The 25840-nt window shown below is 33.0% G+C and carries 27 protein-coding genes and 1 pseudogene; 6 read left to right on the forward strand and 22 right to left on the reverse strand.

From position 1 onward, the window contains the following. Nucleotides 1-7: 7 nt before the first annotated feature. From ACFO3O_RS21330 to ACFO3O_RS21355, 6 genes are read right to left on the reverse strand one after another with little or no spacing between them, the layout of a single operon-like run. Nucleotides 8-520 carry a hypothetical protein gene (locus ACFO3O_RS21330; RefSeq protein WP_379982684.1) on the reverse strand — a complete coding sequence of 171 codons (513 nt, stop codon included), beginning with the start codon at nucleotides 518-520 and terminating at the stop codon, nucleotides 8-10. Next, nucleotides 521-1738: a hypothetical protein gene (locus ACFO3O_RS21335; RefSeq protein ID WP_379982686.1), complete on the reverse strand. Its 1218-nt coding sequence runs from the start codon at nucleotides 1736-1738 to the stop codon at nucleotides 521-523. Beyond that, nucleotides 1738-3912 (reverse strand): type II secretion system protein GspD, encoded by a 2175-nt coding sequence (locus ACFO3O_RS21340; protein WP_379982688.1) that lies wholly within the window; start codon nucleotides 3910-3912, stop codon nucleotides 1738-1740. Before ACFO3O_RS21340 ends, ACFO3O_RS21335 begins: the two co-directional genes overlap by 1 nt. A 3-nt stretch (nucleotides 3913-3915) precedes the next feature. Beyond that, on the reverse strand, nucleotides 3916-5337 hold the full coding sequence (locus ACFO3O_RS21345; RefSeq protein ID WP_379982690.1) for a GspE/PulE family protein: 1422 nt from the start codon (nucleotides 5335-5337) through the stop codon (nucleotides 3916-3918). Continuing rightward, nucleotides 5337-5927, reverse strand: a complete 591-nt coding sequence (locus ACFO3O_RS21350) for a hypothetical protein (RefSeq protein WP_379982692.1) — start codon at nucleotides 5925-5927, stop codon at nucleotides 5337-5339. The genes ACFO3O_RS21345 and ACFO3O_RS21350 overlap by 1 nt, the downstream gene beginning before the upstream one ends. A 29-nt stretch (nucleotides 5928-5956) precedes the next feature. Continuing rightward, nucleotides 5957-6367 carry a hypothetical protein gene (locus ACFO3O_RS21355; RefSeq protein WP_379982694.1) on the reverse strand — a complete coding sequence of 137 codons (411 nt, stop codon included), beginning with the start codon at nucleotides 6365-6367 and terminating at the stop codon, nucleotides 5957-5959. Between the two features lie 325 nt (nucleotides 6368-6692). Between ACFO3O_RS21355 and ACFO3O_RS21360 the strand changes: the two genes are divergently transcribed. Next, nucleotides 6693-7301, forward strand: a complete 609-nt coding sequence (locus ACFO3O_RS21360; RefSeq protein ID WP_379982696.1) for a hypothetical protein — start codon at nucleotides 6693-6695, stop codon at nucleotides 7299-7301. Then, on the forward strand, nucleotides 7255-7995 hold the full coding sequence (locus ACFO3O_RS21365; protein WP_379982698.1) for a hypothetical protein: 741 nt from the start codon (nucleotides 7255-7257) through the stop codon (nucleotides 7993-7995). The genes ACFO3O_RS21360 and ACFO3O_RS21365 overlap by 47 nt, the downstream gene beginning before the upstream one ends. Nucleotides 7996-8299: 304 nt before the next feature. On the opposite strand, the gene ACFO3O_RS21370 is transcribed toward ACFO3O_RS21365, so the two are convergent. From ACFO3O_RS21370 to ACFO3O_RS21395, 6 genes and pseudogenes are all read right to left on the reverse strand, one after another. Further along, nucleotides 8300-8794, reverse strand: coding sequence for a hypothetical protein (locus ACFO3O_RS21370; RefSeq protein WP_379982700.1), 495 nt, complete (start codon nucleotides 8792-8794; stop codon nucleotides 8300-8302). Nucleotides 8795-8836: 42 nt separating this feature from the next. Further along, nucleotides 8837-9784, reverse strand: a pseudogene (locus tag ACFO3O_RS21375) (RHS repeat-associated core domain-containing protein); the annotation flags it as partial. Nucleotides 9785-10063: 279 nt separating this feature from the next. Continuing rightward, nucleotides 10064-10579 (reverse strand): hypothetical protein, encoded by a 516-nt coding sequence (locus ACFO3O_RS21380; RefSeq protein WP_379982702.1) that lies wholly within the window; start codon nucleotides 10577-10579, stop codon nucleotides 10064-10066. A gap of 45 nt (nucleotides 10580-10624) precedes the next feature. Continuing rightward, nucleotides 10625-14827, reverse strand: coding sequence for a DUF6443 domain-containing protein (locus ACFO3O_RS21385; RefSeq protein WP_379982704.1), 4203 nt, complete (start codon nucleotides 14825-14827; stop codon nucleotides 10625-10627). Nucleotides 14828-14845: 18 nt separating this feature from the next. Beyond that, nucleotides 14846-18451: a hypothetical protein gene (locus ACFO3O_RS21390; RefSeq protein WP_379982706.1), complete on the reverse strand. Its 3606-nt coding sequence runs from the start codon at nucleotides 18449-18451 to the stop codon at nucleotides 14846-14848. A gap of 385 nt (nucleotides 18452-18836) precedes the next feature. Then, nucleotides 18837-19034, reverse strand: coding sequence for a hypothetical protein (locus tag ACFO3O_RS21395; protein ID WP_379982708.1), 198 nt, complete (start codon nucleotides 19032-19034; stop codon nucleotides 18837-18839). 565 nt (nucleotides 19035-19599) lie between these two features. On the opposite strand from ACFO3O_RS21395, the gene ACFO3O_RS21400 reads away from it, so the two are divergent. The 4 genes from ACFO3O_RS21400 to ACFO3O_RS21415 all read left to right on the forward strand — a co-directional run bounded on the left by ACFO3O_RS21400 (nucleotide 19600) and on the right by ACFO3O_RS21415 (nucleotide 22058). Next, nucleotides 19600-19734, forward strand: coding sequence for a hypothetical protein (locus ACFO3O_RS21400; RefSeq protein WP_379982710.1), 135 nt, complete (start codon nucleotides 19600-19602; stop codon nucleotides 19732-19734). A gap of 22 nt (nucleotides 19735-19756) precedes the next feature. Then, complete coding sequence (locus tag ACFO3O_RS21405; RefSeq protein WP_379982712.1) at nucleotides 19757-20461, forward strand: hypothetical protein; 705 nt, start codon at nucleotides 19757-19759, stop codon at nucleotides 20459-20461. Between the two features lie 25 nt (nucleotides 20462-20486). After that, nucleotides 20487-21266 (forward strand): response regulator, encoded by a 780-nt coding sequence (locus ACFO3O_RS21410; RefSeq protein WP_379982714.1) that lies wholly within the window; start codon nucleotides 20487-20489, stop codon nucleotides 21264-21266. 294 nt (nucleotides 21267-21560) lie between these two features. Continuing rightward, nucleotides 21561-22058, forward strand: a complete 498-nt coding sequence (locus tag ACFO3O_RS21415; RefSeq protein WP_379982716.1) for a DinB family protein — start codon at nucleotides 21561-21563, stop codon at nucleotides 22056-22058. 4 nt (nucleotides 22059-22062) lie between these two features. Here ACFO3O_RS21415 and ACFO3O_RS21420 read toward each other — a convergent pair whose 3' ends face one another. From ACFO3O_RS21420 to ACFO3O_RS21465, 10 genes are all read right to left on the reverse strand, one after another. Next, a complete protein-coding gene (locus tag ACFO3O_RS21420) occupies nucleotides 22063-22572 on the reverse strand; it encodes a D-Ala-D-Ala carboxypeptidase family metallohydrolase (RefSeq protein ID WP_379982718.1) in 510 nt (169 codons plus the stop codon). A gap of 2 nt (nucleotides 22573-22574) precedes the next feature. Then, complete coding sequence (locus ACFO3O_RS21425; RefSeq protein ID WP_299213746.1) at nucleotides 22575-22706, reverse strand: hypothetical protein; 132 nt, start codon at nucleotides 22704-22706, stop codon at nucleotides 22575-22577. After that, nucleotides 22699-23022 carry a hypothetical protein gene (locus tag ACFO3O_RS21430; protein ID WP_299213744.1) on the reverse strand — a complete coding sequence of 108 codons (324 nt, stop codon included), beginning with the start codon at nucleotides 23020-23022 and terminating at the stop codon, nucleotides 22699-22701. The genes ACFO3O_RS21425 and ACFO3O_RS21430 overlap by 8 nt, the downstream gene beginning before the upstream one ends. A gap of 49 nt (nucleotides 23023-23071) precedes the next feature. Further along, nucleotides 23072-23506, reverse strand: coding sequence for a hypothetical protein (locus tag ACFO3O_RS21435; protein ID WP_379982720.1), 435 nt, complete (start codon nucleotides 23504-23506; stop codon nucleotides 23072-23074). Between the two features lie 6 nt (nucleotides 23507-23512). Then, nucleotides 23513-23932, reverse strand: a complete 420-nt coding sequence (locus ACFO3O_RS21440) for a hypothetical protein (RefSeq protein WP_379982722.1) — start codon at nucleotides 23930-23932, stop codon at nucleotides 23513-23515. After that, nucleotides 23844-24194, reverse strand: coding sequence for a hypothetical protein (locus ACFO3O_RS21445; RefSeq protein ID WP_379982724.1), 351 nt, complete (start codon nucleotides 24192-24194; stop codon nucleotides 23844-23846). Before ACFO3O_RS21445 ends, ACFO3O_RS21440 begins: the two co-directional genes overlap by 89 nt. After that, nucleotides 24172-24522, reverse strand: coding sequence for a hypothetical protein (locus ACFO3O_RS21450; RefSeq protein ID WP_379982726.1), 351 nt, complete (start codon nucleotides 24520-24522; stop codon nucleotides 24172-24174). The genes ACFO3O_RS21445 and ACFO3O_RS21450 overlap by 23 nt, the downstream gene beginning before the upstream one ends. A gap of 11 nt (nucleotides 24523-24533) precedes the next feature. Further along, complete coding sequence (locus tag ACFO3O_RS21455; RefSeq protein ID WP_379982728.1) at nucleotides 24534-24776, reverse strand: hypothetical protein; 243 nt, start codon at nucleotides 24774-24776, stop codon at nucleotides 24534-24536. After that, on the reverse strand, nucleotides 24776-25393 hold the full coding sequence (locus tag ACFO3O_RS21460) for a hypothetical protein (RefSeq protein WP_379982730.1): 618 nt from the start codon (nucleotides 25391-25393) through the stop codon (nucleotides 24776-24778). Before ACFO3O_RS21460 ends, ACFO3O_RS21455 begins: the two co-directional genes overlap by 1 nt. Then, a partial coding sequence (locus tag ACFO3O_RS21465; RefSeq protein WP_379982732.1) for a peptidoglycan-binding domain-containing protein occupies nucleotides 25390-25840 on the reverse strand: 451 nt, incomplete at its 5' end. The genes ACFO3O_RS21460 and ACFO3O_RS21465, both read right to left, overlap by 4 nt.

Here is a 25840-nt window from a genome sequence, read left to right on the forward strand (position 1 = left end):
TAATAAATTATTGAACTAACTGTAATACAAATGCACCCTCTAAGGTTGTTTGTCCTGTACGGTAGTTTTTTAGTTTCTCAAATTCTAGGGAGGCAATCATCCCAAATTTACTGCGTTGTTCTAATTGATAGGCTAGCCCTAAAATAGCATTAAAATCTCCTGATACTCTAAAGGCATAGGAATTAGTTTTCTTTCCATTTTGGATTACCGAATGTGGCTCATCAAAGGAAATAATTTTAATGTTATGATTAATAGCATATCGATCTATGGTCTTTAGCAGATTGTTCTGCAAAGAGGTTTCTGTAATCTGATAATGTTGCAAAAGGGAATCATAATATCTCTCCTTTTGACTTAATATCTGTAATCGTTTCGGGATATTGGAATAGATTTGTTCTTGTGTTTTTAGGGTATCGTAATTCTTTTTTAGCGAAAGCGTCACAGAAATAGACAAAAAATACCCCAAGAGTAGCACTCCAAAGAAGCTAATCACTAAGGTGGTATTTTTTTGTTTTATGGTCATTTATGCTTTGATTAAAAGTGCGATACTAAAACGTATATTTTTCCCTTTTTCTTCTAGGTTGTCAATAGATACGCTATCTGTAAATTCTAAATTTTCTAGGGATGAAATCCAAGAGGATAGATCAGCATTTTCAGAGGTTTCCCCTGTAATGACAATCGTATTTTCTTCAATTTCAACGATTTTATTTTTGCGAATTTTCTTTTGTAAAGGATGATATTGAAGTCCTTCCAAAAGAATGGTTTCTGGCATTTCTTGGATGATTTCATCTATACAATAGGAAGCAGAAGAGGATGCTGATGCAATCACATCTTCAAAGAGTTTTTGCTTTTGGTCAACAATAGAATCTTTTTTTACCAATAGCTTTTTTTGTAATGTATTGGTGCTGCCTATTTCTTGTAAAACAGCCACTTCATCATAATAGTAACTATAGAATAAAAAGTTGACTAAAAAGATCGTGAACAATACGCCTATGGCAAGGGGTAATCCAATGGTAAATAATCTGTGTTGTTTAAAATAGGATTGTTGTTCTTTTTCTTTGGTCTCAAAATTATTTGACACATACTTTTCATCTACCCCTGCGATTGTTTTAATAATACTTCCTAAGCCGTTTATATATTCTCCATCTATTTGCAATCCTGTTACATCATACGTCTCATTTGGATAGTTTTCTGATGCCATGCGATCTATAGAAGTAATCTCTCCCTCTTTAAGCTTTAGGGTAGTGGTAGGGCTTTGTATTTGAGATTCTCTTTTTAGAAAAGGAAGTAATGATACCAAAGGGGTACTTCCTAAACTCCAATGGGTAATAAAAATAGATTGTGATTCATACTCTTTGTGAAGGCTATCGATATAGCTTTTTCTACAGATATAGACGTAGGCTTTCTCTTTAGAGCGAATGATCTCATGGTAAAAAGCCTCTAAATCAATATTGGGAAATGTTTGGTTTAAAAGAACAGTATCAGAGAGCGTATTTATAGTTTCTATTGTTTTTTGGAGTACTTGATTGTTGTTAATCACCAAGTGGGCATATCTTAGTTTCGGTTGAAATTCTTTAACACCTTCTATGGAGGATACACTTTCTTTACTTATTAATTTGAGTTCTCCTTTTTGTTGTTTGCAAATAAGAATAATGATTTTGCCATGCGTATCTGTTCCTGTATGTTCGAGCGAACAATAGGTGTTACCGTAGATGATATTTCGCGAAAGCGTGTCTAACATTAGTAAATAACTGTAGGTTTTATTAACACCGTTAGTTTCGATTTTGAAGCGTTACGAACCCGTTTACTAAAAAGCCATTTAATAATAGGGACACGTGCTAAGAAGGGGACACCTGATCCTGAATTGCTCTTCCGATTTTCTTCCAATCCTCCTAATACGACAATATCATTGTTACGTGATTTGATGATGGAACTAAACTCTCGAGAACTGATTTCTGGAGGACCATTTTCAGAAATACGTTCTCCATTAAAAGTTGACTGAATTACTTTAATATCCATTGTGATTTCTCCGTCGGCGGATACAAAGGGTAGTACCTCTAAAGAAAGTTCTGCGTCAATAGGAATGAAATTAATACTCTGGCTTACGATAGGATTTTGTGTACCTACAAATTCATTATTAGTGATTTGAAAATAACTCGTTTGTCCATTTGAAAAGTAGGCGCGATGTCCATTTAAAGTGGTAATACGAGGGGATGATTTTATTTCAAAATTTCCATTAGATTCAGAGGCTCTAATATTGGCAAAGAAATTAGGGCCTACCTGTCCAATATTAAAAAAACTTGATCCGTCGATGCGTCCTAAAATTCGGTTGATGGTTGTGGCTCCCAAATTTATATTCGTTTCAGGAAATATAGCCCCTTGTGTTGTCGTGGGTTCTGAAGCAATACCCCATTCAATCCCTGCATCCAGCGTTGAGTTTTTGCTTACTTCTAAGATCATTACTTCAATGATCACAATAGGTACTTTTTTATCAATTTCTTGTATAAATTGTTTGAAACGTTCAATATCAGAACTAGCACCACTGACGATGAAACTATTAAGTTCTTTGTCTGCTATGATATTTAGGTCTTGTTTGATGTCATCTGGAATAAGGGTGCTTAAATCAGTCCTTTTGTCATCTTTATCTCTTTGTATAGGTTGGCTTATTTGTTGACTTTGAGTGTCATTACCTCCGGAATTCCTAAAATTTGAATTTGACCTAGAACTTGTACTACTCCCAAAACTAATATTTGATCTCCCTGCACTTCTACCTGAGCGCTGGGGGTCTTCTAAAATACCTATAGATCGATATCGTAAGGCGACTATTTCTGCTGAACGAAGTGTAAGTTGCTTAAAAGTTCCAAAATAATAAACACCCTCTTCTTTTTTAAACGTAAAACGATCTGATGGATTTGTGAATGCAATATCTTGACTTTGACCTCTCGTTGATCTTGAAGATCCGTTGTTAGGGTCAATAACGGGGCTTGCAAAGGTTGTATTCTCAAAAATCTTCGTAAGCAGTTGATCAAAAGAAATATTTTTGGCAGTCACTGTGGCATAGCCAGCGCTTTCTAATGGAGAAGCGGTAAAAATATCTAGTTGAAGTTCATTCCCAATATCATAGATAATATCTGAGATAGCTACGTTTTGAATATCAACATCAAGTAATTTTGATTCTTGATCTAATACTTTAAAAAAGAAATTAGTACTTCTTGATCTAATAGGTCGCACCACCGTAGTTTGTCCATCAGGTTGACTAGCATCCTGTGAAATGGCAGGTTCAAACTCAAAAGAGCCATCTTTTGTTTTAGATACCACAAGATTATTTGAAAACGCTATTTTCTCCATCGCAATATCAAAAGGGAGTTCTTTGATGAAAGCGGAGATTTTATTTGTACTCAAACCTTGGCTATAAAAAATACCTTTTCCTGTTTGGTCTGAAATCAATGTGAAAGCTTCTGATAGCAAATCATTTTTTAAATCAATGGAGAGTTTCTGGTCACTTGGGTCATAAGTAATATCAATAGTGCGTTCTTCAGGGACAACTTCTTTTTGATACGGTTTTATGTATAAAATAGTTCCTGTAAAATCAATGGTTGTGTTATGCGTTTTACAAACGTACAAGAGGACATCAGAAACGGATACATCTTTAAAATTATTGAAAATTTGTATAGCACTTAACTCAGGATTTACCTCAATATTAATCTGATGCACCTCTGATATCGCCAAAAGAAATGTAGGCAGATTGGCTTGTTGTATGGTGATGTCTATTTTTTCTAAAAGACCGGGGACATCGGTGGAAATAGCGGTTAATTTATTTTCTAATTGTCGTATGCGCTCTTCATCATACTCCTGTGCTATGATGCTTTGTGTCATAAAGACACACATCCATACAAATATTATCTTTTTTATCATGAATTATTGATTTGCTAATAATGCAAATACATCATCTACAGATGTTTCTCCTGCTTGAATTAAATGTATCGCCTGATCGCTTAATTTTTTTATGTTTCCTTTTTCTAGATATGTATCAATCTGTGTTTCATTATTCTTGATATGAACCGATAATTCCTTAGTTATAGGTAATAGTTCATAGATGGCTTTTCTCCCTGAATATCCCGTGTGATAACAATGAGAACAGCCTTGCGCAATGTAATGTTTTTTCAGCTCTTTAGGGACATTATACTGTATGGAAAAAGTATCTTTCTCTATGGGAACTTCTTTCTTACAGTGTACACAAAGTTTACGCACTAATCGTTGTGCTACACTCAAGTTTAAAGTACTTGCAATTAAATGTGCAGGCACTCCCATATCGATAAGTCTAGAAATCGTTCCCCAAGCCGAATTAGTATGAATGGTGGATAATACCAAATGTCCCGTTAATGCCGCACGTATCGCCATATTAGCTGTTTTTACATCGCGTATTTCTCCTACCATAATAATATCAGGGTCTTGACGTAAAAAAGTTTTGAGTGCTGTCTCAAAATCTAGTCCTATATCTTCCCTTAATTGCATTTGCATGACCCCTTCCAAGGTGTATTCAATGGGATCTTCAATGGTTAAGATTTTGGTGTCTATTTTATTTAATAGTTTAAGGGTAGCGTATAGTGTAGTAGTTTTTCCTGATCCTGTGGGTCCAGATATCAGTACAATGCCATTAGGGTTACGCACCCCCTCTTTATAAATCTGCAATTCTTTTTCTGTAAACCCTAATTGATCCAGCTGTATGTTTGAGGTGTCTTTGCTCAGAATACGAAGGACAATGCTTTCGCCATCCATTGTAGGTAGTGTAGAAACACGAATATCAAATTCTTCTGTTTGTGTTTTCACAGTAATCCGACCATCTTGTGGCAAACGGTTTTGAGAGATATCTAATCCTGCTTGATTCTTAATTTTATTAATAATGACAGGATATTCTTCTTTTGGGATGCTGTATTGTTCTTTTAATTTTCCATCCAATCGAAAACGAATACGACAGGTGTTTTCAAAAGGCTCAAAGTGGATGTCACTACTGCCTATGGATTTAGCCGTTAATAGGATTTTTTCTAAAAAGTCTTGGGTATAGGTGAGGAGCTGCTTTTCTGCGCCAAACGCTTTTCTAAAATTGGTGCTTAAATAAATATCAAGGGTTTCTGTATCTATCTGTTTTACTTCTACAGCATACCCTAAAAAAATAAAGAGTTCTTGCGCTAAGGTCTCAGGTGTAGTGGTGTCGGAATAAAATACAACTGTAGTCCCTTGCTCTTCAATAGGTACAATACGATATTGATAGGCTTGTTCTGCACTAATGCGTTGTTGTAATGCAACAGAGATGATATACGTTCTTGTGTCTCTTATCATTACATACGATATAACTCATCATAAAAACCTAACCAATGCACTAGTAATACCCCTGCAAAAAATAGCGACAAATAACCAGCTAGGGGTATGGTCGCTGACATGTACTTTGATTCGTTTTGGGTACGCTCCTGCCTTCTCGGCAAGCTGGATTGCAAATTTATACGCTTTCGCGAAATGTCATGCTGAGCTTGTCGAAGTAGCGTATACTCAGAATTTTGAATGGTGACTTTAGATTTCATCTTCTTTAATACAAAATGTATGGTTAAAGAAAATAAAAGTCCAAATACTAACAAGGTAATGAAAGACACTGTTGCAAATCCTACGGATAATGCTACTAAAAAAAGAACATCTCCAATACCAAATACACTTTGTAAGTTATATGTTTGAAAGCGTAGCTTCACGTATCCAACTAAAATCAATAACATAAGCCCTACAAGACCTATATTAAAAGCGCTATGAATTCCAAATTGTAACCAACCGACTTCAACGATGTGTAATGAGGAAAATCCCGTGATTGCTATGAGAAATAGCCACCAATAGACCATACGCTCTTTTTGATCTTGATAAAAAATGACTAGTAAACTAGTCATTAAAATTATTTTTATGAGCATGGAAATGATCAATCTTTAATGATTTGTTTAGGGTTTCCATTTTCATCAATTTCCCATACATTAAAGATACCATCTCTATCAAAATCTGTAATCGCAGTAGCTCTTGCCTTAAAGCCGTCGCCATCAACGGAGATGATGGCATATTCATAATTTGCTGTGCCGCCTTCTTTTACTGTTTTTGGAGCTTCAAAATCAATCTCATTAAAATCCCCAGAAAATTTAGAATAGGAATAACTATACAACGTCTGCATATTATGGATTTGCTTTAATTGTGCTTGCGCTTCTATACTCTTGGCTTTGGAAATTAAAGGCATTAGTCTAGGCATGGATAGCAAAAGTAATATCCCAATAATCGCTAATACAATAAGTGTTTCTTGTAAATTGAATGCTGGAATTTTATGTTTAGATGTTTGTTTCAAAATGAAAATATTAATAGCCTTTAAATATACTGAAAATTGACCAAAAAGATAGCTTAAAATTGCAACTAAAAAGAGTTCTATTTATCTCCAATTTTAGAACGTTCAACACTAATTAAATTGTTTCAATTTAGTTGGAATTTTAAAGATATTTAGAAAAATAATAAACGACTTTACTATACTTTTATAATATAACAATCTGTTTTTTATATTCTTTTATTCATTTTTTGAAAATACATTAGCGTTCTTTATCAAAATATACTTTACGTATAACCTATCCATAATTATAATAGGTTGTACTCATACTTTAAATATACCACGAATTATTTTGAATCATCAATCCAAAAGAAACTATCACCCTCTTATCATCATTCTTTTTACTAGTGGAATGCTATCAGTTGATGAGTTGAATAAAATTCCTAGAACAACAAAACATAACTGGAAGCAATTTCAACACGATAATTATTATGGTCATCAATGGGCATCTTCATACATCAAACAGTTTGATGATATCAAAGATGTCTTTCAAAGTAAGTTTACCGCTCGTGCAATTAAAACCATTTTGAAAACTAGAAGAGGGTTTTACAATATGCTTGGTGAGTTAGTACATCATAAAAATCTACTCAAGCAACACGCAAATAGTATTGTGACTTCTATAGAAGACATGGCGAAATTCTCTGAGGTTACCATTATAAAAGCATGTAAATTCTATGGTATTTCTAAAGATTGGTATTATGCTCAGAAAAGAAAAGTTAGTTGTTCCACTAGTTTATTCAAACAATGTTATCGTCAATATCCAAATCAATTAACGTTAAAAGAAGTAACTAATATTGAGTTTTTAGTTAAAGGTTCTGAAAACACTAAAAAACCAATCACTACTATTTACTACAATGCTATTCTTAAAAAATCTTATCGCTTGTGGACTTACTACCTTTAGAAAATATGCCAAAGTACTAGGGCATGTAAAATCTAAACCTATTCGAGCTAAAGCTAAAGAAGGTTTTAAAGCGTCCTATGTTTTTGAATGGTTACATATTGATATTACCAATGTAGAAACTGTCAAAGACGGTATTCAAAAAGTAGCTTTTGTAAAGGATAACTTCTCATCAGGGTTATTACATTATAAATCTACTTCTAAAAAAGCAGGAAGCCAATTTATTAAAGAACTCCTTCAAGAGACTTTTGAAAAGTACAATCTTTATAACCAGATAAAAGACATTCATATTCTTTCTGATGGCGGTTCTGAAAACAAAGGAGAAGTACTCTCTTGGGTAAAACATATTAATGCACCTCCAATCGTTAAGAAAATAACAGCCATGACAGATGAATTTCCATTCTCCAATGCTATTTCTGAAATTACCCATAGTATTTATAAATCTGAATTTATGGGAGGGAAACATTCCGAAGATCAAGCCTCACATCTAAAAAGTCTTGATGCCTTTATGGAATATTACAACCATCACAGATATCCCTGCCGATTATATGGAAGAACCCCTATGGAAATTATCAATGGAGAAAACATCGATAAAACTATGTTTTCTGAAATACTCAAAAACGCCAAAGTCAATAGGCTAGAAGTCAATAGAAACTTTAATCAATGTATTGTCAAAATCGGATGTAATAGATCATAACCATTCAATCCAAGTTCTTAAAATTTGAATTTCAAACAAACTAGATGTAAAAATCAATTTTCAATATATCAATGAACTTAAAAAAGAATTAAGACAGCTTTATAAAAACTGCCTTAACTCTAACTCATTCTATTTCAATCATATTCCATCTTTGGAGCACTTTTATCGCGTTTTTAACGATTAGTGTCTGTTCGAATATTGGAACACATTTATCGCGTTTCTAACGATTAGTGCCACTGAATATGCAAAACGCCCACGTTGAGTGGGCGTTTTATATTAATATAGCTATCTAAATTTTGATTTTCTAGTCATAAAAAGTACTACTTTGTAAAAGTATCTTAACATTTTCATCTTCTACCTTAAAAAGGTACTCATACATTTGATTTATATTTAGCTTCTCATCATTTTTGATTTTATCCTTATCTACTTCTCCATAATAACTCGTTAATTTAATTTGAATTAAATCACCATATAATCTTGTAGTACTAAAAACTACAGCATCGCTATTAGCACTAGATAAAGAAGACAAATTTTTATAATATCGTTTTTTACAGTTAGAAGATTCTTCATTCATTGAAATAACCTTATCAAAACTCATTTCAAGTCCTTTAAAAGTTTTTTCAATTTCCTCTTTTGAATAAGGCGTGAATGATAATTGATCTAAATAAGGATTTACTAAATAAGAATTTATAGATTTTCCTTCTTTAGTTTCTAAAACCTTATTTATACATTTTTGAATTATCAAATAATCATTCTTTTCTAATTCTTCTATACAAGTTTCATTAGATTTACAACTCATTATTAGAAGAGTTATCATTAAAAACAAACTTATTCTCATAGTTTAATTATTATCGTTTACTAATTTCGTTTTACTATAATCAGCTTCAGACACATTAGGAACTGTGATATATTCGTATTGAATCTGTCTTCGGGTTCCATCAACTTCAAAGTATAGAGTTCCTTGTACATTCCCATAAATATATCTTTGCGGTAACCCTAAACTTTCTCTAAATTGATTAACACGATCAACTGTTGGACCAGTCTGTGTTTCTCTATCTTTACCTATAGGATCTGGGAAAAATCCAGAATCTATTTTTTCTGATTCATCAAATGAACTATTAAAATAACTACCTCCTAGTTTTGTATGTAAGGTTTCGTGAAGGAAAACCATACCAGTACCGAAAGTTTTTGAATCAATCCCATTTTCTTCTAAAGCTTGTTGAGCTCCATGAATTTGTTTACCATTTATACCTATATATGTAACTCCACCCTTTGAAAAAGTACTAGTAGAGTTATTTGACCTAAAAACTTTTACAGACTCTTCACTAGTTAAAAGATGATCAACATAAGAGCTTATTTCATCACTACAATTACCTCCTTCTGAACAACCTGTACCTACTAATGTAGACTTACCAATATTATCGGTGTCTATTTTTATCGTTTGACCCGAAATGTCTGCTAAATCAATCAATAAGTTTAATAATATCCATTTATCTTCATTTTTATTACTTTGAACTAAAGTACTTACATCAACCTCTTTTCCATCAGGATCAATAAAGAACATAGGGTTATTCATAGCAAAGTTATAAGAAGAAAGGTTCATATATTTTTCCGCAAGTGGATCAATATTCATCCATCTCCCTAAAGAAGCTTCGTAATTTCTTGCACCAAAATCATACCATTCCAATCCAAGCTCTGGATTATTTTCTTTCCCGTTGTACTTAACACGTTCCGCGACGTCATTTTTGTTTGAAGTTATTACGTCATTGTAACCAGAGTGTTCCAATCCGAAGGGATAATAATCTAGCTTTTACATTTTTAAAATAATGTAAAATATAATGTAATTAATTGATTTTTAATATTTTATTATCAAATAACATAAGGTTTTATTGCGAATCCTTAATTCACAATTACTATTCTTTCGTTTGGGTATTTATATTTCAATGAACAAGAATGAGTCTCAATTCAGAGACTCATTCTTTATTTATTATACTGATAATCAATTATCAAAATATTCCATTTTCAAAAGAACCAGTTTATTATACTACCCAATAGAGGGAGCCTTACATCATCTATTATCATCACTATCTACTTCAATATTACTTAAAATCCCAGGAGGTAAGGGAATATTTCCAGCTTCTGTTGGAGTCACTGTATAAATATCTATTTTGGTAATCATTCTCTCATTAATGTAATTGAAAATTTTTCTTGCCAATAGATCATTATAACTCTTGTCTATTATTCCTTTATCAAGAGTAGAGGAATATTTATAATTATTATTATCTATAATTAATTTTAGAGTATCTATATTAGAAGGATTAAAAACAATTTTCTCTTTAGAATTTGTCAAAAAAGATTGTATTATTTTTTCCTTCTCTTCCTTCATTTCTCTTAAAATCTTATTACCAAGATCAAAATCATTATCATTATTAACGTTCATTAAAAAACGAAAATTATCATCTGAAAAAACAAATAGAGAATTATCTGCTTTAATCTCTTCATTTGTTTTATAATTCTCAAATAAGAAATTTATTAAAACCCCTAATGCTATTATAGTTACTATTAATATTATCATCTTTTTCATAGGCCCTTATCTTTGTTGAACAAATTTATTAAAATATTAATTATATTATTTTGGGGAGTTTTCAAAGCGATCTATTGTTTGTTGGTGTATATTTTGCCAAAAACTATCTTCATAATTTTTCTTATAATCATTTAGTTTTCTTGAATATTGATCTCTAAGTTTCAAATATTCTTTTCCCTCTTTAGAATTTTCATCGTAAGGGTTATCACTACCAAAAGCACTATAAGCATCATAAACTTTTTCATTTAACTCCGAAAGCTCTAATAAATCTTTTATTTGACCATTATTGTCAATTAAATCTTGAAGAAAAGCTTCTGTTGCATCATTAAGTAAGTTTTCAAAAGCTACATGAGTTTGTTCATCAGGTAATGACAATCTAATAATTGTAGAACTTCCGTTGGTTAAATCTACGGAATAACCTCCTTGCCCATGAATATCTGATGTATAACGTGAACCAGTAGTCGAACCAGTTACGACTTCAAGACCAGTAATTACAAATTGACTGCCTCTTCGTTTTTTACTAAAGTAACCATCTGCATCAAAATCTCGACCAAAAGCACTAAAGTCAGCTGTGAAATTAAGTTCATTCCTACCTAACATAGAATTCCAAACTCCTGACTTAAACAGATATTTATCTTTAATTGGAATACTCGCTAGTACAGGATTTGAATCAAAAGCTGATTTTCTGAACACTTTATAATGAGCCCCGTTTATTATCTGAAGAGCTCTTGAGGCTGCCGTATTATGTATAGCAGCTTGAACTACTTTTGATAAGATAGGGTCAGGGGATCGTCCATCAAAATCAACAAAACTTATTGGATTATTCAGTGCATAGGTATAAGGACTCGTTGTAGGGTAACTATCAGCCAAAGGATCAATATTCATCCAACGCCCAAGATCAGGACTATAATTTCTAGCTCCAAAATCGTATGTATTCAATCCTAGTGATGGATCAAATTCTTTCCCATTGTATCCAAATCGGTTTGCAACGGAGTTAGAATTACTGGTTATTACGTCATTATACCCTTTTTGTTGAAGACCAAAGGGATAGTAATGCTTTTCTGAAATGATTTCTGTACCTATTTCAATAGCGCCATCTCCGTCACTGTCTGCATAGGTAAGCCTTACATTTCCTAAGTGATCGGTATAATTAAAGGCGTACTGATAGTTAGAAAAACTTGCTGTTTGCGTTTGTGTACTAAATTTTCCAATAGACTTAGACGTACCATATACAGGCTCTACATAGCCTTCAGGATGCGGAAACATCTTTAGAGATTCAACGTTATTATTGTTGTTTTCATAGATATATCCTCCTGCATAATAGGTAGTAATGGTGCTATTTTGAACTTCATCATTCATTATTTTAGCAAGTTTTATTCCTGTGGCATCGTAAATATACGAAATCGTTCCTTGCTGAGTATCACCTTGAGCATCAACAGTATTAATTCTAACAGTTTCAGGAAGATTTAAGTGATTATATTCAATGTTATCAGTAATCCCTTTATTACGATCTTTGATCATATTTCCATTCACATCATACTCATAATCATTCAAAGTTGCTGATGTGTTTCCATCATAGAATCCCTGTTTCTTAATACTTGAAGTGCTTCCTTCTGTAACATTGAGTAATTGATTTCCATTATACGTATAGGAGAGATCATCCATTAATTGATACCCTGGACTTGTTGGTATATATCCATTACGTTTTAAGGTTTCTATATTTCCGTTTCTGTCATAGTTTATATTAAACAGTGTGTAACTATCTACAGTGTTATAATTTGTTCCTTTTCTACTAAAACCTCCATTGATTCTATTTAAATCATCATAGGCATATCCGTAAGCTCTTATCTGAGAATCCGTATTAGCCGTACTCCACATCGTTTGAGAAATGTTTCCATTGTACAGAGGCGTAATACTTCCAGTAGAAGTCATACCTTCTTTAGTATCATAGTTGATATGAAAATTAAAAAGGTCACGTTCTGTTGAATTATCATTAACATCATTGATATCGGTTAGCCATCCACGTACATTATACTGATAGTCTACTTTTTGAAGGCTTTTATCAATTGTAGTAGCATAGAGATTAAGATTGCTTATTTGTGAATTTGGTGTTTTAAGACTAATATCGCCGATAAGAGGAATTTCAGAATCTTCTAGTGGTGTAGATACTTTAGTAATTCCATTTTGTTTAAAGTATGCAATGCCTTGCTCTATTTCTATGTTAAAATTATTGGTATCAGATAGGTAACGTCCTGAATATATCAATGTAGAACCTCCTCCTGCTATAGCACGAGTATACACGCGGTATAAATAGCCATTGGCATTAGAACTCGTTGTGAAGAGGTAGTAGTAATTCATTCCTCCTGCGCTAGGATCCGTATTAATATTATTTAACCCCACACGTAGTTCTGAACCTATGGTCTCTATAGTAAAAGAAATTCCACCATTATCTTCTAATTTACCAATTGTAGCAAGCCCAGCGTTGTATGAGTCAGAAGGATCTGCTTTTGTGATTAAATGACCATCATTAGAAACAGTAACATTCACAAGATCCGTATATCCAGATTCAAAAAGCTGTCCTCCCACACGCTTAGATTCTAATTGACCTAATTCATCATAGCTATTACTAGCAATCAATTGCACAGGCTCGTTATCTATTTGTTGCATATGAGTGATCAATCTATTTTGATGATCATAGGTGAAGTAGTCTTTAGTTACTACTTCCTGATGTCCCGATTTTTGGTGAGTGGTTCTACTCTCTAGTACTTTTCCTGTAAAATCTAATAATGATTCAGAAGTGTCTTCTGTGCTTAAGTAATTATTTATCGTTGCTCCAAAAATAGGACGTGCTTTCTCATCATATCCAGTCACGCTAGTGATCCAATCACCCGTTCCTAATACACGTACTTTAGACACCGTAGGGAGTCCTTGAGTAGCGCTTGTGATATTTTGGTTATACACTGAACTAGGCAGTGTAATGCCACTGTGATCTACATAGGAATCGTAATAGTTTACGGTTAAAACCTCTGTAATGTTTGTAACAGGAAAACTCTGATTACTATAATTTACCAACGTTCCTGCTATATTTTGTGTATTAGCTGATCTTTGCTCATATACATTACCGCTGTACGCAGGAAGATTATTTGCTGTATTTTGTTGCCACTGTCTTGATTCTGATGATACAGCAATTCCTGTGTAGGCAACTCTTCCTAAAGCATCATATTTGGTTAAGAGCCATTGGTTATTTTCGCGTAAGCGGGCATCTTGTGTTAATACAGGTTGATCAAGCTTGTTATATACAATGTACTCCCATCCTTTAGCTGGAATTTTCTTTTCAATAAGACGATTGCGATAGTCGTATTTATATTGATATCCTAGTTTATCAAGAATATCCTGATAATTAGTTACAAGATTATCATTAGCATCTATAATTTGATCACTAGCTTCTGGAGAAAGCACAAATGACAGGTTTCCATAATCGTCATAGATATAATAGGTATCATGAGCTTGACCATTATTGTAAGTTCTTTTTAAGAGTACTTGTCCGCTTTTATTTGTAAACTCCTCTGTTGTGTGATTGTTTCCAGAAGTAGGCGTCCAATTTTCATCTTTAGTGATGTTTTTATACAGTTGATTTATTGGATAATACCCAGATACTGAAAGGGAGGGGTCTATGGTATTGCCTCCTGCGTATGTAATATCAAAAAACCGTACTTCATCTGCTTGATTACTTGTATAGTCAAACTTAATGGTATGATCTGTATCATCTTGACCCACAGCCCATGAATTTCCTGGTGCCCCTTGCTTTAGAACTCTGTTTAGAGGAGAGGCTTCATACACCATTTCTGAGTACGGATTCTGGGTGTCCTCATACTTGGGTGTATTATAAAAGGTATGGATGTCTGCTTTTAGAGTTAAAGGGTCTACAAAATCCAATGGATTTGGGACTCCTGAAGCTGTAGCAAAAGGGAGATATTGTTTAGGTGTTCTTCCTACTTCGTCATATTCTGTGTAAGAAATGATGTTTTGTCCTTGGCCTCCTGCTCCTATAGCAATGGATTGAATAGGTCGTCCGAGTCCGTCGACATAACTTATTGCTTCTATTTTTTGAGAGGGATCAAGGTTATCTTCTTGCCCTTCATCTACTGCTTGTTGATAAGAAGTTGTTTTTACGTAGTTTTTATCTTGACTCTGTCCAATTACAAACATCGGAAGGAGTAATGCGATGGTTATTATATATTTTTTCATCTGTTTTTCCGGTTTATATTAGTTAGAAGTGCTATAGTTATATTCGTTTTTAGAATAGACTTTTCCATCTTGATCTTTGACGAGTTTTAATCTATTTTGAGCGTCATACTCATAGAACATCGTATATCCTCTAGGATCGGTCACAGACGTGACCCCTACCAGTGGTTTATAGGTGTAGGTAGTTACTAGAGCATTTGGAACATTAGTTCTAACTTTCTCTATTTCCAAACGTAAGTCTACATCAGAACTTGGATTATCAAGTATAAAAAAATTAAGCCCAGAACTAGCCGATGAGTAACGTGCATTTTCTATTTTAGCTACTACATATTTACCGTTATATCCCCAGATATAAGAAATATATTGTCCGTTGGACTGTCTGACCTCTTGTATGTTTCCTTTGTTGCTGTAACGATCGAAAGAAACACGCTCCTCTATAGCTTCACTCCCTTTGGCGCTGTGAATAGCTCTTGGTTTAAATCCATTTTGAACATTGATGAAATTTGTTTTTTTGGTGGCTAACAACACTCCATCCTGTAATGTTTTTGTCATCACAGGAGTAGTAATAATATTACTATTTACCATACTTTGATATTGTGATTCAGAAGCTACCTCACTACTGTAAGGGTAGAATAATTCTTGTAAAATAACTTCTCCTTCACTTGTAGTGGTGGTTTGGTTTTTAACTTGTGTATGGCTATCATATTCTATTTCCTGTGTTGTAGTGATCCCCTGAGTATACGTCACTGTTTCTATTGGACGTCTACTAATTGGTAGTTCTCTATAAGGGTGTACATCATGAAGGTCTTTGAGGGCCTGAGCTTCATCAGGGTCTGAAGGATATTCAAAACAATAACAATGCTCACTATAGTCTAAGATACGATGTGGCTTAATAGCAATTTTGAAACTCCAAGGGTGATCAGTATTAGTATCATAACTATAGACTCGTCCATTATTAAAATATTCAAGATTAGCACTTGGTTTTTTAAAAAGCTCATATTGTGTTTCTTTTGAAGAAACCGTTGCATACTCAAAATTTTCTAAATTGTAAGCTTTAGATTCGCTTGCTTTAGGCATTGCTTTAGTAAGATCTTCTTGCTTAGGAATTCCTGGATATATATAATAGTTATAATTCTGAGGAAATGTAAATTCCTGTGTAGTATATCCCTCGGGGTAAACATCTATATATCTTCCATATACACCGTCTACAAGTAGAACGGCATTAGGAACTGGACCACTTACTGTTATGATTCTAGAGCCATTTGGATTTGTATCTAATGGAATAGAAGAGACAGAGAGTGCTTCTTCCCCAGAAACAGGAGTAAATATTTCGGATTCTCTTGAATAAGTACGAACTCGAGAATAGTAGACAGGCACACCATTAGCTTCATTTAAAAAACTAAATGCTTTTAAATCATGTACTCGTTGTTCCTGATAATAATTCCCACCATTATAATTTAATCGTGTTAGGTACTGACTAAATGTTTCTTCAGGAATATGGTTACTTCGTCCTGTTGAAAATCCTTGATCATTATTGTAATCATAGATAGTTTGATTTGATAAAGCACCATCTGTATAATGACTTATTTTTGCTACTCGAATCCCTCCAATATTTACATTGGCATATAAAGGAGGTTCGTTATTTTGATCGGTCGGAGGTTCATAAAACCCTATTCTAATTTCTCCATGCATAGAGCCTGTATTAAATAGCGGTGGTGATTGTCCGTTATTAGGACGAGTCGTTATTTTAAATTCATAGGTTCCTGGAGCAATCACTACTCGTCCAGCCGAATTCTCTTCTTTATAACCATATCCGCTTGGTGTGTCATCAGGACCTATAGAAGTGACTAGTGTAGGACATAATACAGGTAGTGGATAAAATGAACAATCAGTTTTAAGCACTTGACGCATACTTGGGGCTTGCTGATAATAGTAACCTGATTGATCATACCCACCACTATAACAATTATATGTAGGACAAGCTCCGCCACTTACTTTTGAAATTTTTGCTTCTAAGAAATTTCCAAAAGCATCTCCTTCTAACTTATGAGAGATATAGGCTTCGGTAGGCTGGCTAAAGGTATATTGAAAAGTAACTTCTCGCTCATTATTATCTATCGATGGGTTTAACTGAACTAGTAATTGTCTATTAAAAGGAGTGTTGTTATTACCAACGGCTTCGTTATAATCATCGACAATTTGATTTTGTTCATACTCAATCTTAGAATATCCACCTGTAGGATATATAATACGATGCATCGCTCCTAATCGAGTACTTGTGAACTTTGGAGATTTATCAGCAATATAACCTCCTTGTTCTAGATTAATAGCATACTCATTATTAGCATCGTTATAATATTTCCAGAAATCTTGATCTAAGGGCAGATCATTTTCACTTTGAAAGAAGTTAGGCATACCCCCAACTGCCTGAACACCATAGTATTCAAAGCCATATAATAATTCATTATTTTTTTGAATATTCACAAGCCCATCTCTAACTCCTAAATAATTGATATCATATTGATTAACTATCGAGTTTTGTAAATTTCGGAGAGTAATACTATTGTAAAGTTTACGACCATCAGCATTAGTGGTCATTCCAAAATCTAAAGAACCTTCTGGAAAATCTATTCGACTTAAGTTCATACGACGCATCACCGTTTTACTGATGCGTTCTCCATAACCCGTCACAAAAGATTCTACTTGACCAGGAGGAATCTCTTCAAAATTTGTGATAAGTGTTGTTCCCCAAGCAGCATATCCCCATAAGTCATATAACTCTTCATTATATGTATATTCAATCTCTTCTCCATTAGGGTACAAAACACGACTTAATACCCATGATGTATTTTTATCTTCAGTATATTTAGTAAGTCCTACGGGTTCAGTGTATACAGATTCTGTATTATCACTATCGAAATAATATTTCACACCTTTGTCACTTGTAACTACAAAAGAAGCTACTGAAAAGTATTCGACAGTGCTCATAGTGACGTCAACAGTATAGTTATGTTGTGATAGGTAATAGGGAACTACGGTATTTCCTTCATAACGAAGTTTAAATGAGAATTGCATTCCTCCTACATTCACGGTGTATTTATCGACCTCAGAATCATATTCATTATTTAGAATGGCAATAAAATCATAAATGCCTATATCTCCTAAAGTAGCGGTAGCATGATCATTCCAAGAAGCAAAGAAAGGTTCTAATATGGTTCCTTTTCTATTATTAGCTCCATAATATCCATCAGGATGCCCGTCAGGGAGTCCTCTTACTTCTTTGGTTATAGATCCATACGCATTTAAGTTCCAACCGAGACCCCACAATGAAGGAGCAGCTTCTAGGATAAGTCCACCATAACTGTATTCCAAACTCACTGGCATATTCTCCCCATCAACAGATATGTTGTAGATAGGGACACTAAAGCCCATCTTTCCAGTGGCATTATTAATGGGTACATTCCCATAACGTCCCAAACTTGCGGTCTGTGGATTAATGGGAGTGATATCAGGAGCTTGATATTCAGAAGAGTTATTAGGGCCGTCATTTCCTATCTGTGACTGCAAGGAATAAAACCCTACTCCTAATGTGAAATAAATAAATAAAAACAATGATTTTCTACTCATAATAATTGTATGATGGTTACTAATTTTTTTTTCGAAACGTATATAAATATCTATACCATACAACTTATAAGAGTTGCATAATAAAGGTATTCGCAGACGAATCTGTTATTCGATAAATAGAGGGTGTGGTGCTTTTTGTAAAAATCAAATAAAAGGTAGCTAAGCTATTGTTTTCATTTTACAACTTCAAAAATAGATAATTACAAAGTTTTTTTAACAGTTAAATATTGAAATTACTAAAAAACTAATGTCTAAATTCCTTAAATTATTGATTTAAAACAAACTATATATTGTTATCTTTTTGTTAAGATAAATTATAATACACAGCATTGTTTGTAATGATAGATTTTTCAATAGTAAAATGTTCTATATGATCCCCTGATTTTTAGGTATACTCAGCCACTTTGGGAATTTTATCTAAAGAAACACGTATAGTGGTTGTTTGTAATTGTTCATGTAAATCTCCCAATAGCTGTGTTGGAGTTTCATTATCTTTTTGACAACATATAAAAAGTGTCATTGCTGTGAGCACTAGAAATATTCTAGCCCTCCATAATCCTACATTCTTAATCATTTTTTTCATTTGTGGTTTTTAATTAATACTCAATAAAATGCTGTTTAAAAAAATTCAAGAAAGTTCAAATATAGACCCAAAACGAATACAATATCATGTAAATGAGTGAAGTGACTGATCCAATTAGGGATTAGAATGATTTTACTTAATTTAAAAAAAAATGAAATTAGACATTAGATTAGTTTAGAAGTCAATCCTAACTACTAAAATTCATTTTTCAAATTAGAATTTTCTTTTATGTAGGTTCAAAATTATGTCAAAATAAATTATTAGAGGCGGTTAAAAACCGTAAAAAATGAGAGGTTTTCGACCACACATAATACATTGTTTTTTTGTAAAATTGTAAAATAAAAATATTGTAACTTAAAGATAATTAAATATATAACCATAAAATTTTTACGGTTATACCATAATAAAAAGTAAAATTAAAAATGTAAATTTAAGGTTGCTTTCACGATAAGAATCGGTTAATAAAATTTGATAACTACGCATACTATATTTATGTAAGTAAATCATCATTCATTTATCTTCTAAGATGTTTAATCTTAAAATAAGTAGAATCATGAAAAAAGCATTGAAAGTAGCATTCGTAGTATCTGTATTAACCGTACTTACACCTTTATTTAATTCATGCACACCTGTATCACTGGATGAAGAACAAGAATTATCATTATCAGACAAAGACGAAGAAAAAGAAGATAAAGACTAAAAAATATTTCTTAACAGGAATAATGATTCTAGGCGCTGTGTTGATATTTACAGCGCCTTTATCACACATGATTTTCTCAAAGACAAATCCTAAAGTAGACTCTTATAAAAAAGAATTAGTACTAGCAGTTTTAGATGTAGATAATAAAATAACAGATAACCGTTGTGATTTAGAGAATAACATAATAAAAAAAGATCGTTATTTATATAATTTAGATTCATTAAACACCCAAAAGAAAAATATCATTGAGCAAAATGAGGTAGCTCTAAATCTCTTTATAGATAAAAATAGAGTTTTTGGTTGGAGAACAACTAGAGATTTTATTCTAGGTCTTGGAGTAAGACTTCCATATTTACTATTATCTTTCATAGTAAGCTTCTTAATTTTCAAGATTAATACCAAAGAAAAAAGTCTTAAAAGATATTTTTTCTGGCTACAAATATCTTGTTATTCAATAAGCTTTTACTTCATGTTTTGGGTTTTTTGGACTTCACAGGATTTCCCTCTAAAAACCTATAGATGGATTTTTGTTTTATTCTCTATAATATCTTCAATAGCGACTGTTTATTTTATATCATATAAGAAAGCTTTTCAATTAAAATCTTCCCTAATAATTGAAAAACTTATTGTCTTAGTGTTAACTAACGACAAGTATATTGAAAGGAAAAAAAACAAAAAAAGACATCTAGAAGAAACTATCGAAAGTGTCGATCAAATCATATCTTAATTAGTTAAGGTGTATAAAGGGGAAAATGAAAAAAAAAGGGGCTTACTTATTTTTAAAAAAAATACAATTATTAGGTTTTATTAATAATACTGAGAGTCTAAAACTTATTGAGGATAAGATAGACTCTGAATTAGACATAGACCAAATGAATGTATTGATCATAGAAGATCATATACAAATTGCTGAATCTTATGCTTTAATATTTGGAATGGTTTCAGAAAAAATATCTAACTATGATTTTGTGTTAGATTTAGCAACTTCTTGTGAGGAAGCTATATTTAAATTGAAAAGCAAAATCACATACGATATTATTTTTTTAGATATACGTTTACCTTCATTTTCCGAAGCCAATATTTATTCTGGAGAAGATATTATCTTATGGATTGATAAAAATCTTTCTTATCGACCTAAAATAATAATAAACACGACGTTCCATGATGATTATAGGCTTTATAATTTATATAAAAATATTAATCCAGACGGATTTCTAACCAAACTTGAAGCAGATTCAAGTTCATTACTAGATGCAATAGTAACAGTACTTGAATCCCCTCCTTATTATAGTAATACTGTACTAAATATGGTTAGAAGAAATTTCTCAAAAAAGCAAACATTAGATGATATAGATCGAAGAATATTATACGAACTATCATTGGGAGCAACTACAAAAAATTTGACAGAAGAATTACCCTATGGTAAAACCAGCATTGAAAAAAGGAAAAAAGGTCTCTTTGAGCTTTTAGAAGTTGAAAACAACAATTTAAAAGAACTTTTAGCTGAAGCTAAACGACGAGGTTTTATCTGAAAATTCATTCAAAAACCCCTCTAAAAATGAGGTTTTTAACTATCATATTTTAAATTTATATATATAGTTTTGTTATTGATTAGTAGTTTAAACACTCAATTCAGTAGTTGATACTATGTCCTTTAAGTCTGTCTTTTTAGGGGAAGAAAAAGCGCTTATTGGATATAGTTTTTATCGAGTTTTTCACCCCGAAAAGTAGAACTATCTGCCCATCTCTTCCAAAGTCATTGCACCACATTTTCATTTGGAGTTTTGGGTATAGTTCTATGATATTTTAAAGAAAGAAAAAGAAACATGACAATACAGTTTTACGCACAACAATTAGAAGCCATTAATTATAAAGCACTGTGGGTAGGTCAAAATATGATGGAAAAAATAGATGGTATTTCAAAACATACTGCATTTATACGGCCTATACCAGAGCTTCATAGTGTCGCAGAGATTTTAGGGCATTTGATTGCTTTACAAATAGATGTTATTAATAAACTAAGGGTACATTTTAATTTACAACTAAGATATCAACCTGAGCATTGGCGATCTAATGAAGAACTCAAAACCATTGGGTGGAAGCAATTAAAAGAAGATTATGAGAAAAGTATTCTATCTATCCTTGTTCTTATTGGAGATAAGGATGATTCTCTGTTAGAAAAGACATATAGAGAAGAAAACCATAAAAGCATCTACCCTTTTGAATTTGCTTTAGAGGGTGTAATTCATCACACGATGTATCATTTAGGACAGATCGGTATTACCATCAAGCTTCTTATTAAAAAAGAGCTTCATGTAACTTAAAGAGTCAAGTGAAAGGATTAATCTCAGGGGCTGTCCCTGAAGGATATCCCCAAGCCACATATTGCGGTTTGGACATATCTACATCCAGATGTACAAATGTTTTACCAACCCCAATACGGGTAAAACCAAGATTGTATGCTTGAACCACTAGTAGATTACGGATGGCTCGCGTGGGGGCGTGAATATCAACAGCTTTACATTTCGTAATCAAGTGGGCGGAATTACTCACTCCGCCCACTTTTTTATTCCAAAAATGACTACGCACTGCCGAGTTGATATTTTTAAGCACTGCATAGCCTGTTCTCTTTTCTAGGAGTTGTAATCGCTTCAAAAGTGACCTATCAATGCAGCGCCCAGAGCCAATGATATCCTTGCTGTCAAAAACAGAAAAGTCAACTGTTCTTGTCACTCTCTTTGTTTTTGATCTAGTTAGATAACGTACTAAAACAGCACCACCCACTAGGAGTACTGCTGTTCCAATACCTACATAAATATGTTTATAAGAAGATATCATATTTATTCTTTCTTTAGACCGTCATTACGCTTTTTAAATTTCTCACATACATCCATACTTACCTTTACAATACTAGCAATCATAAAAAGCCCAAAAATGGCATTAAGAAAAGTGTTTCCTTTTTTATCATTCATCTGTAGTGGTTCTATAAGGTTTGATTTCTTCTTCTAATTGATCTACATATTTTTCTAGTTTTTCAATTTTTTTTCGCTGTTCTGTAATTATTTCAGTCATTTCTGTATTCTTATCTTCTAGCTCTTTTAAACGCTTTTCCATGTTCTCTGACCACATCTTATAATTTTCAATGATTAGGCTATTGCCCTGTACTTGTAAATTATGTATCTCTGCATCCTTTAAGCGATTTTGACCTTTAAACTGTACTAACAGTTCTATGAGTTTCCAAAACCCCGTAGCGCTAAATATGACGATAATGATTTTTGCGATATCCATATTGTGTTTCTTTAAAATTCTTTTGAGAGTATCTTACTCCTTGTTTCATCTAAAAAGGACTTCCAAAGGTTTTGAATCGAAGAGGAAGCTCAGCGATGTAGGGATTTATATTTAAGATTAATTCATCTTGTTCATTTACAAATGTTCCGCTTATAGTGACTCTTCCATCTATATCTATAGAATAGAAAAATTGACTTCCCTGTACACTAAACAATGTTCCTGTATAAACACCTTGATCTACTAATGGGGCAGGCAGGCTTACAAGCCAATCCCCAATTTCTAGTTCAGGAGAATTAGGAAGTAATCGAATGTCTTTAGCGACAATCAAATTTTCGTTAATAAGACTATAGGTATTTTGTGAAGGTAAATGTGTAAGACTTGGGCTTAAATGCTCTGGTAAAATTTGTTGTAGTGTTACAGTATTACGTGATGTTTGAGTGCCTGAATTTTGAGCTACATCACTTTGATATCCTGAAATTGCCATTGTTTTTTATTTTATAATTAATACACCTACTAGTACGAGAATTGCCCCACCAAAGACGGTGTTTGTAAATCCTTGTCTTTTTACTTTTTTAGTGAGTGTTTTATTATCTATTACAAGCGCCTTATAGGCTAAATTCTTGTTGTCAATCACTAGGGATTGATTGGTGTTTTTCTTTTCTAAAAATAGAATGGTGGAGTCTTTTACTTCTTGCAAAAGGAGTAACTCTTTTTTTTGAGATTCTAATAGGTTGATGATCCCTTGCTGAAGTTTTGCTTTTTCAAAAGTCTTCGCGATGTATTTGGATTGCCATAGGGTAAAGCAAAAATAGGACTCTCCATCAATGGGGTAGACTATCGGTTTTAAGCCTTGCGAAAAACTGCTCCAACTCAAGGATAGAATAGTTATTAATACGATTAATGTTTTCATCTAACGTTATTTTTAAATGATAGATCTGCTGATCTTTCTCGTTAATGATTTCTTGTAAGTTTTTTGCTTGTATTTTTAAATCTTGCACCTTGGTGTCGAGTGCTGTATTCAAAGCAAATAACTCTTTATTCTCTTGTTCTAATAAGTCAGGGAGTGTTGTAGTTTGTATGTCATCATCTGAAAATAAATAAGTGCTAACTAATACAATGACAAGAACAATCCCTGTGAGTAGTTTCCAATTATTCTTCACTATAATCATCATAATTTGGTTCTACTGGGTTTAACTTTAGTACCGCGAAGAGTCTTTCTACAACGAGCTTATGGAAAACCATCGCAAAGACAAATGACTCAAATAAGCTTTCTATATTAGATATGGTATATCCCCTTAAAAGGTAGACCATGACTCCGTAACCAATTCCAATAATTAGCACTCTGTATCGGGTGCGTATTTTTACATTAGTGACCTTATAAAACCAAGCGGTTATTTTTGTTTGATTCACTAGATGTGAGATTAATATAAATGTGATGATATAGCCCCAATCAAGGCTTGTTAAATAGTTTATGAGATATTCAATACTTGTGATCATCATAGTATCTGTTTTTAATTATTCATGGTGTTTTTTAATTCACGTAAGTCCGATCCAATCGCTTCAAGCTGTTTATTTGGAAACACCTCTTTTAGTAATCTTGTGATGACAATAAGACTTACTCCAGAGATAAGCAACGTAAGGGCTATTTTTGTAGCGGTTGTATTGGTAATGGTCAAGGTCACTTCCGTTTTAATGCCATCTTTATCAATCAGCGCATTTAAAATACCTCTGTTTACTTTTTTAGTATCGGACATTACCTTCTTCTTTTATTTCTATTCATTAATTTGTTAAATAGCTTTTTGTCTACCACTTCCACTTTTAAAAGGTGCAAGACTCTATCGGCTAGTTTTTGGTCATAGAAATCCGTTACCTCCCCGTTCGATCCATGATACCTTAAAAGGTATTTCTGTAAAGCAAATACCCTCTCGCCTTTACTGCCTAATTGGAGTGGAAAATCATCAGAAATCGTGGGTGGCTTTGGCGTAATTTTATCTGAAGTACCAGATATAGTTACTTTGTCTATTTCTGTTTCTACTTCCACTTTTTGGGGTTGTATCTCTGATTCTTGTTTCGCTACTTCTTTTATCTCTGGCTCTTTTAGTTTTGAATCAGTAACCGTTTGCTTTTGAATAGCCATCATTGGAGGATCAACTATTTCTGTAGCCTGTTTCGATTTTGGGATAGGCTCATTTTTAGGAACAATCTTCATTTGAACGACAGGGGTGGTATCCTTTTCAGCACTTGATTTTTCAGGAGCTTGTTTTATGGTAATAGGCTTATTTTCACATAAAGCAGATATACATCCAATGACAAGTCCGCTTCCAAGGATCAAAAGACCACTAATTCCTATTTCTTTGCTAGTTATTTTCATATTCCTAAAAGTTTTAAAGTGTTTTTCATGGACTGAATATCAGACCGTGTGAAGCTTGTTTTTCCTAATTGTTTTTGAGCGCCTTTAGCGGTTAGATTCCCAAAAATGCCATCTACCCCGTCTCTTTTTGGTCCACTACGTCCTAAAGGTTGTTTATAGTATTTTAAATAGCGTTGCAGAATCTTTACATCTGGATGCCTACTTCCTTTTTTGATGTAAATAGAAGAAGAGCTTGAACTCGAAGTTGAAGTTGAAGTTGAAGATGTGTTACTATTTGAAATGGGTCTAAAGGGCGGGGTAGTAAATACGTTGGCATCTACAATGTCGTCATCTAAACTTGGAGTACTCTCTTTCTTCTTCTTTGAGAAGTAGTACCACGTAAAACCTCCTACAGCTAGTACCAGAATAATACCGCCTACCACTAAAAGCTGTGTTGAACTATTAGTA

The sequence above is a fragment of the Dokdonia ponticola genome, from assembly GCF_042653865.1.
GTDB classification, from domain to species: domain Bacteria; phylum Bacteroidota; class Bacteroidia; order Flavobacteriales; family Flavobacteriaceae; genus Dokdonia; species Dokdonia ponticola.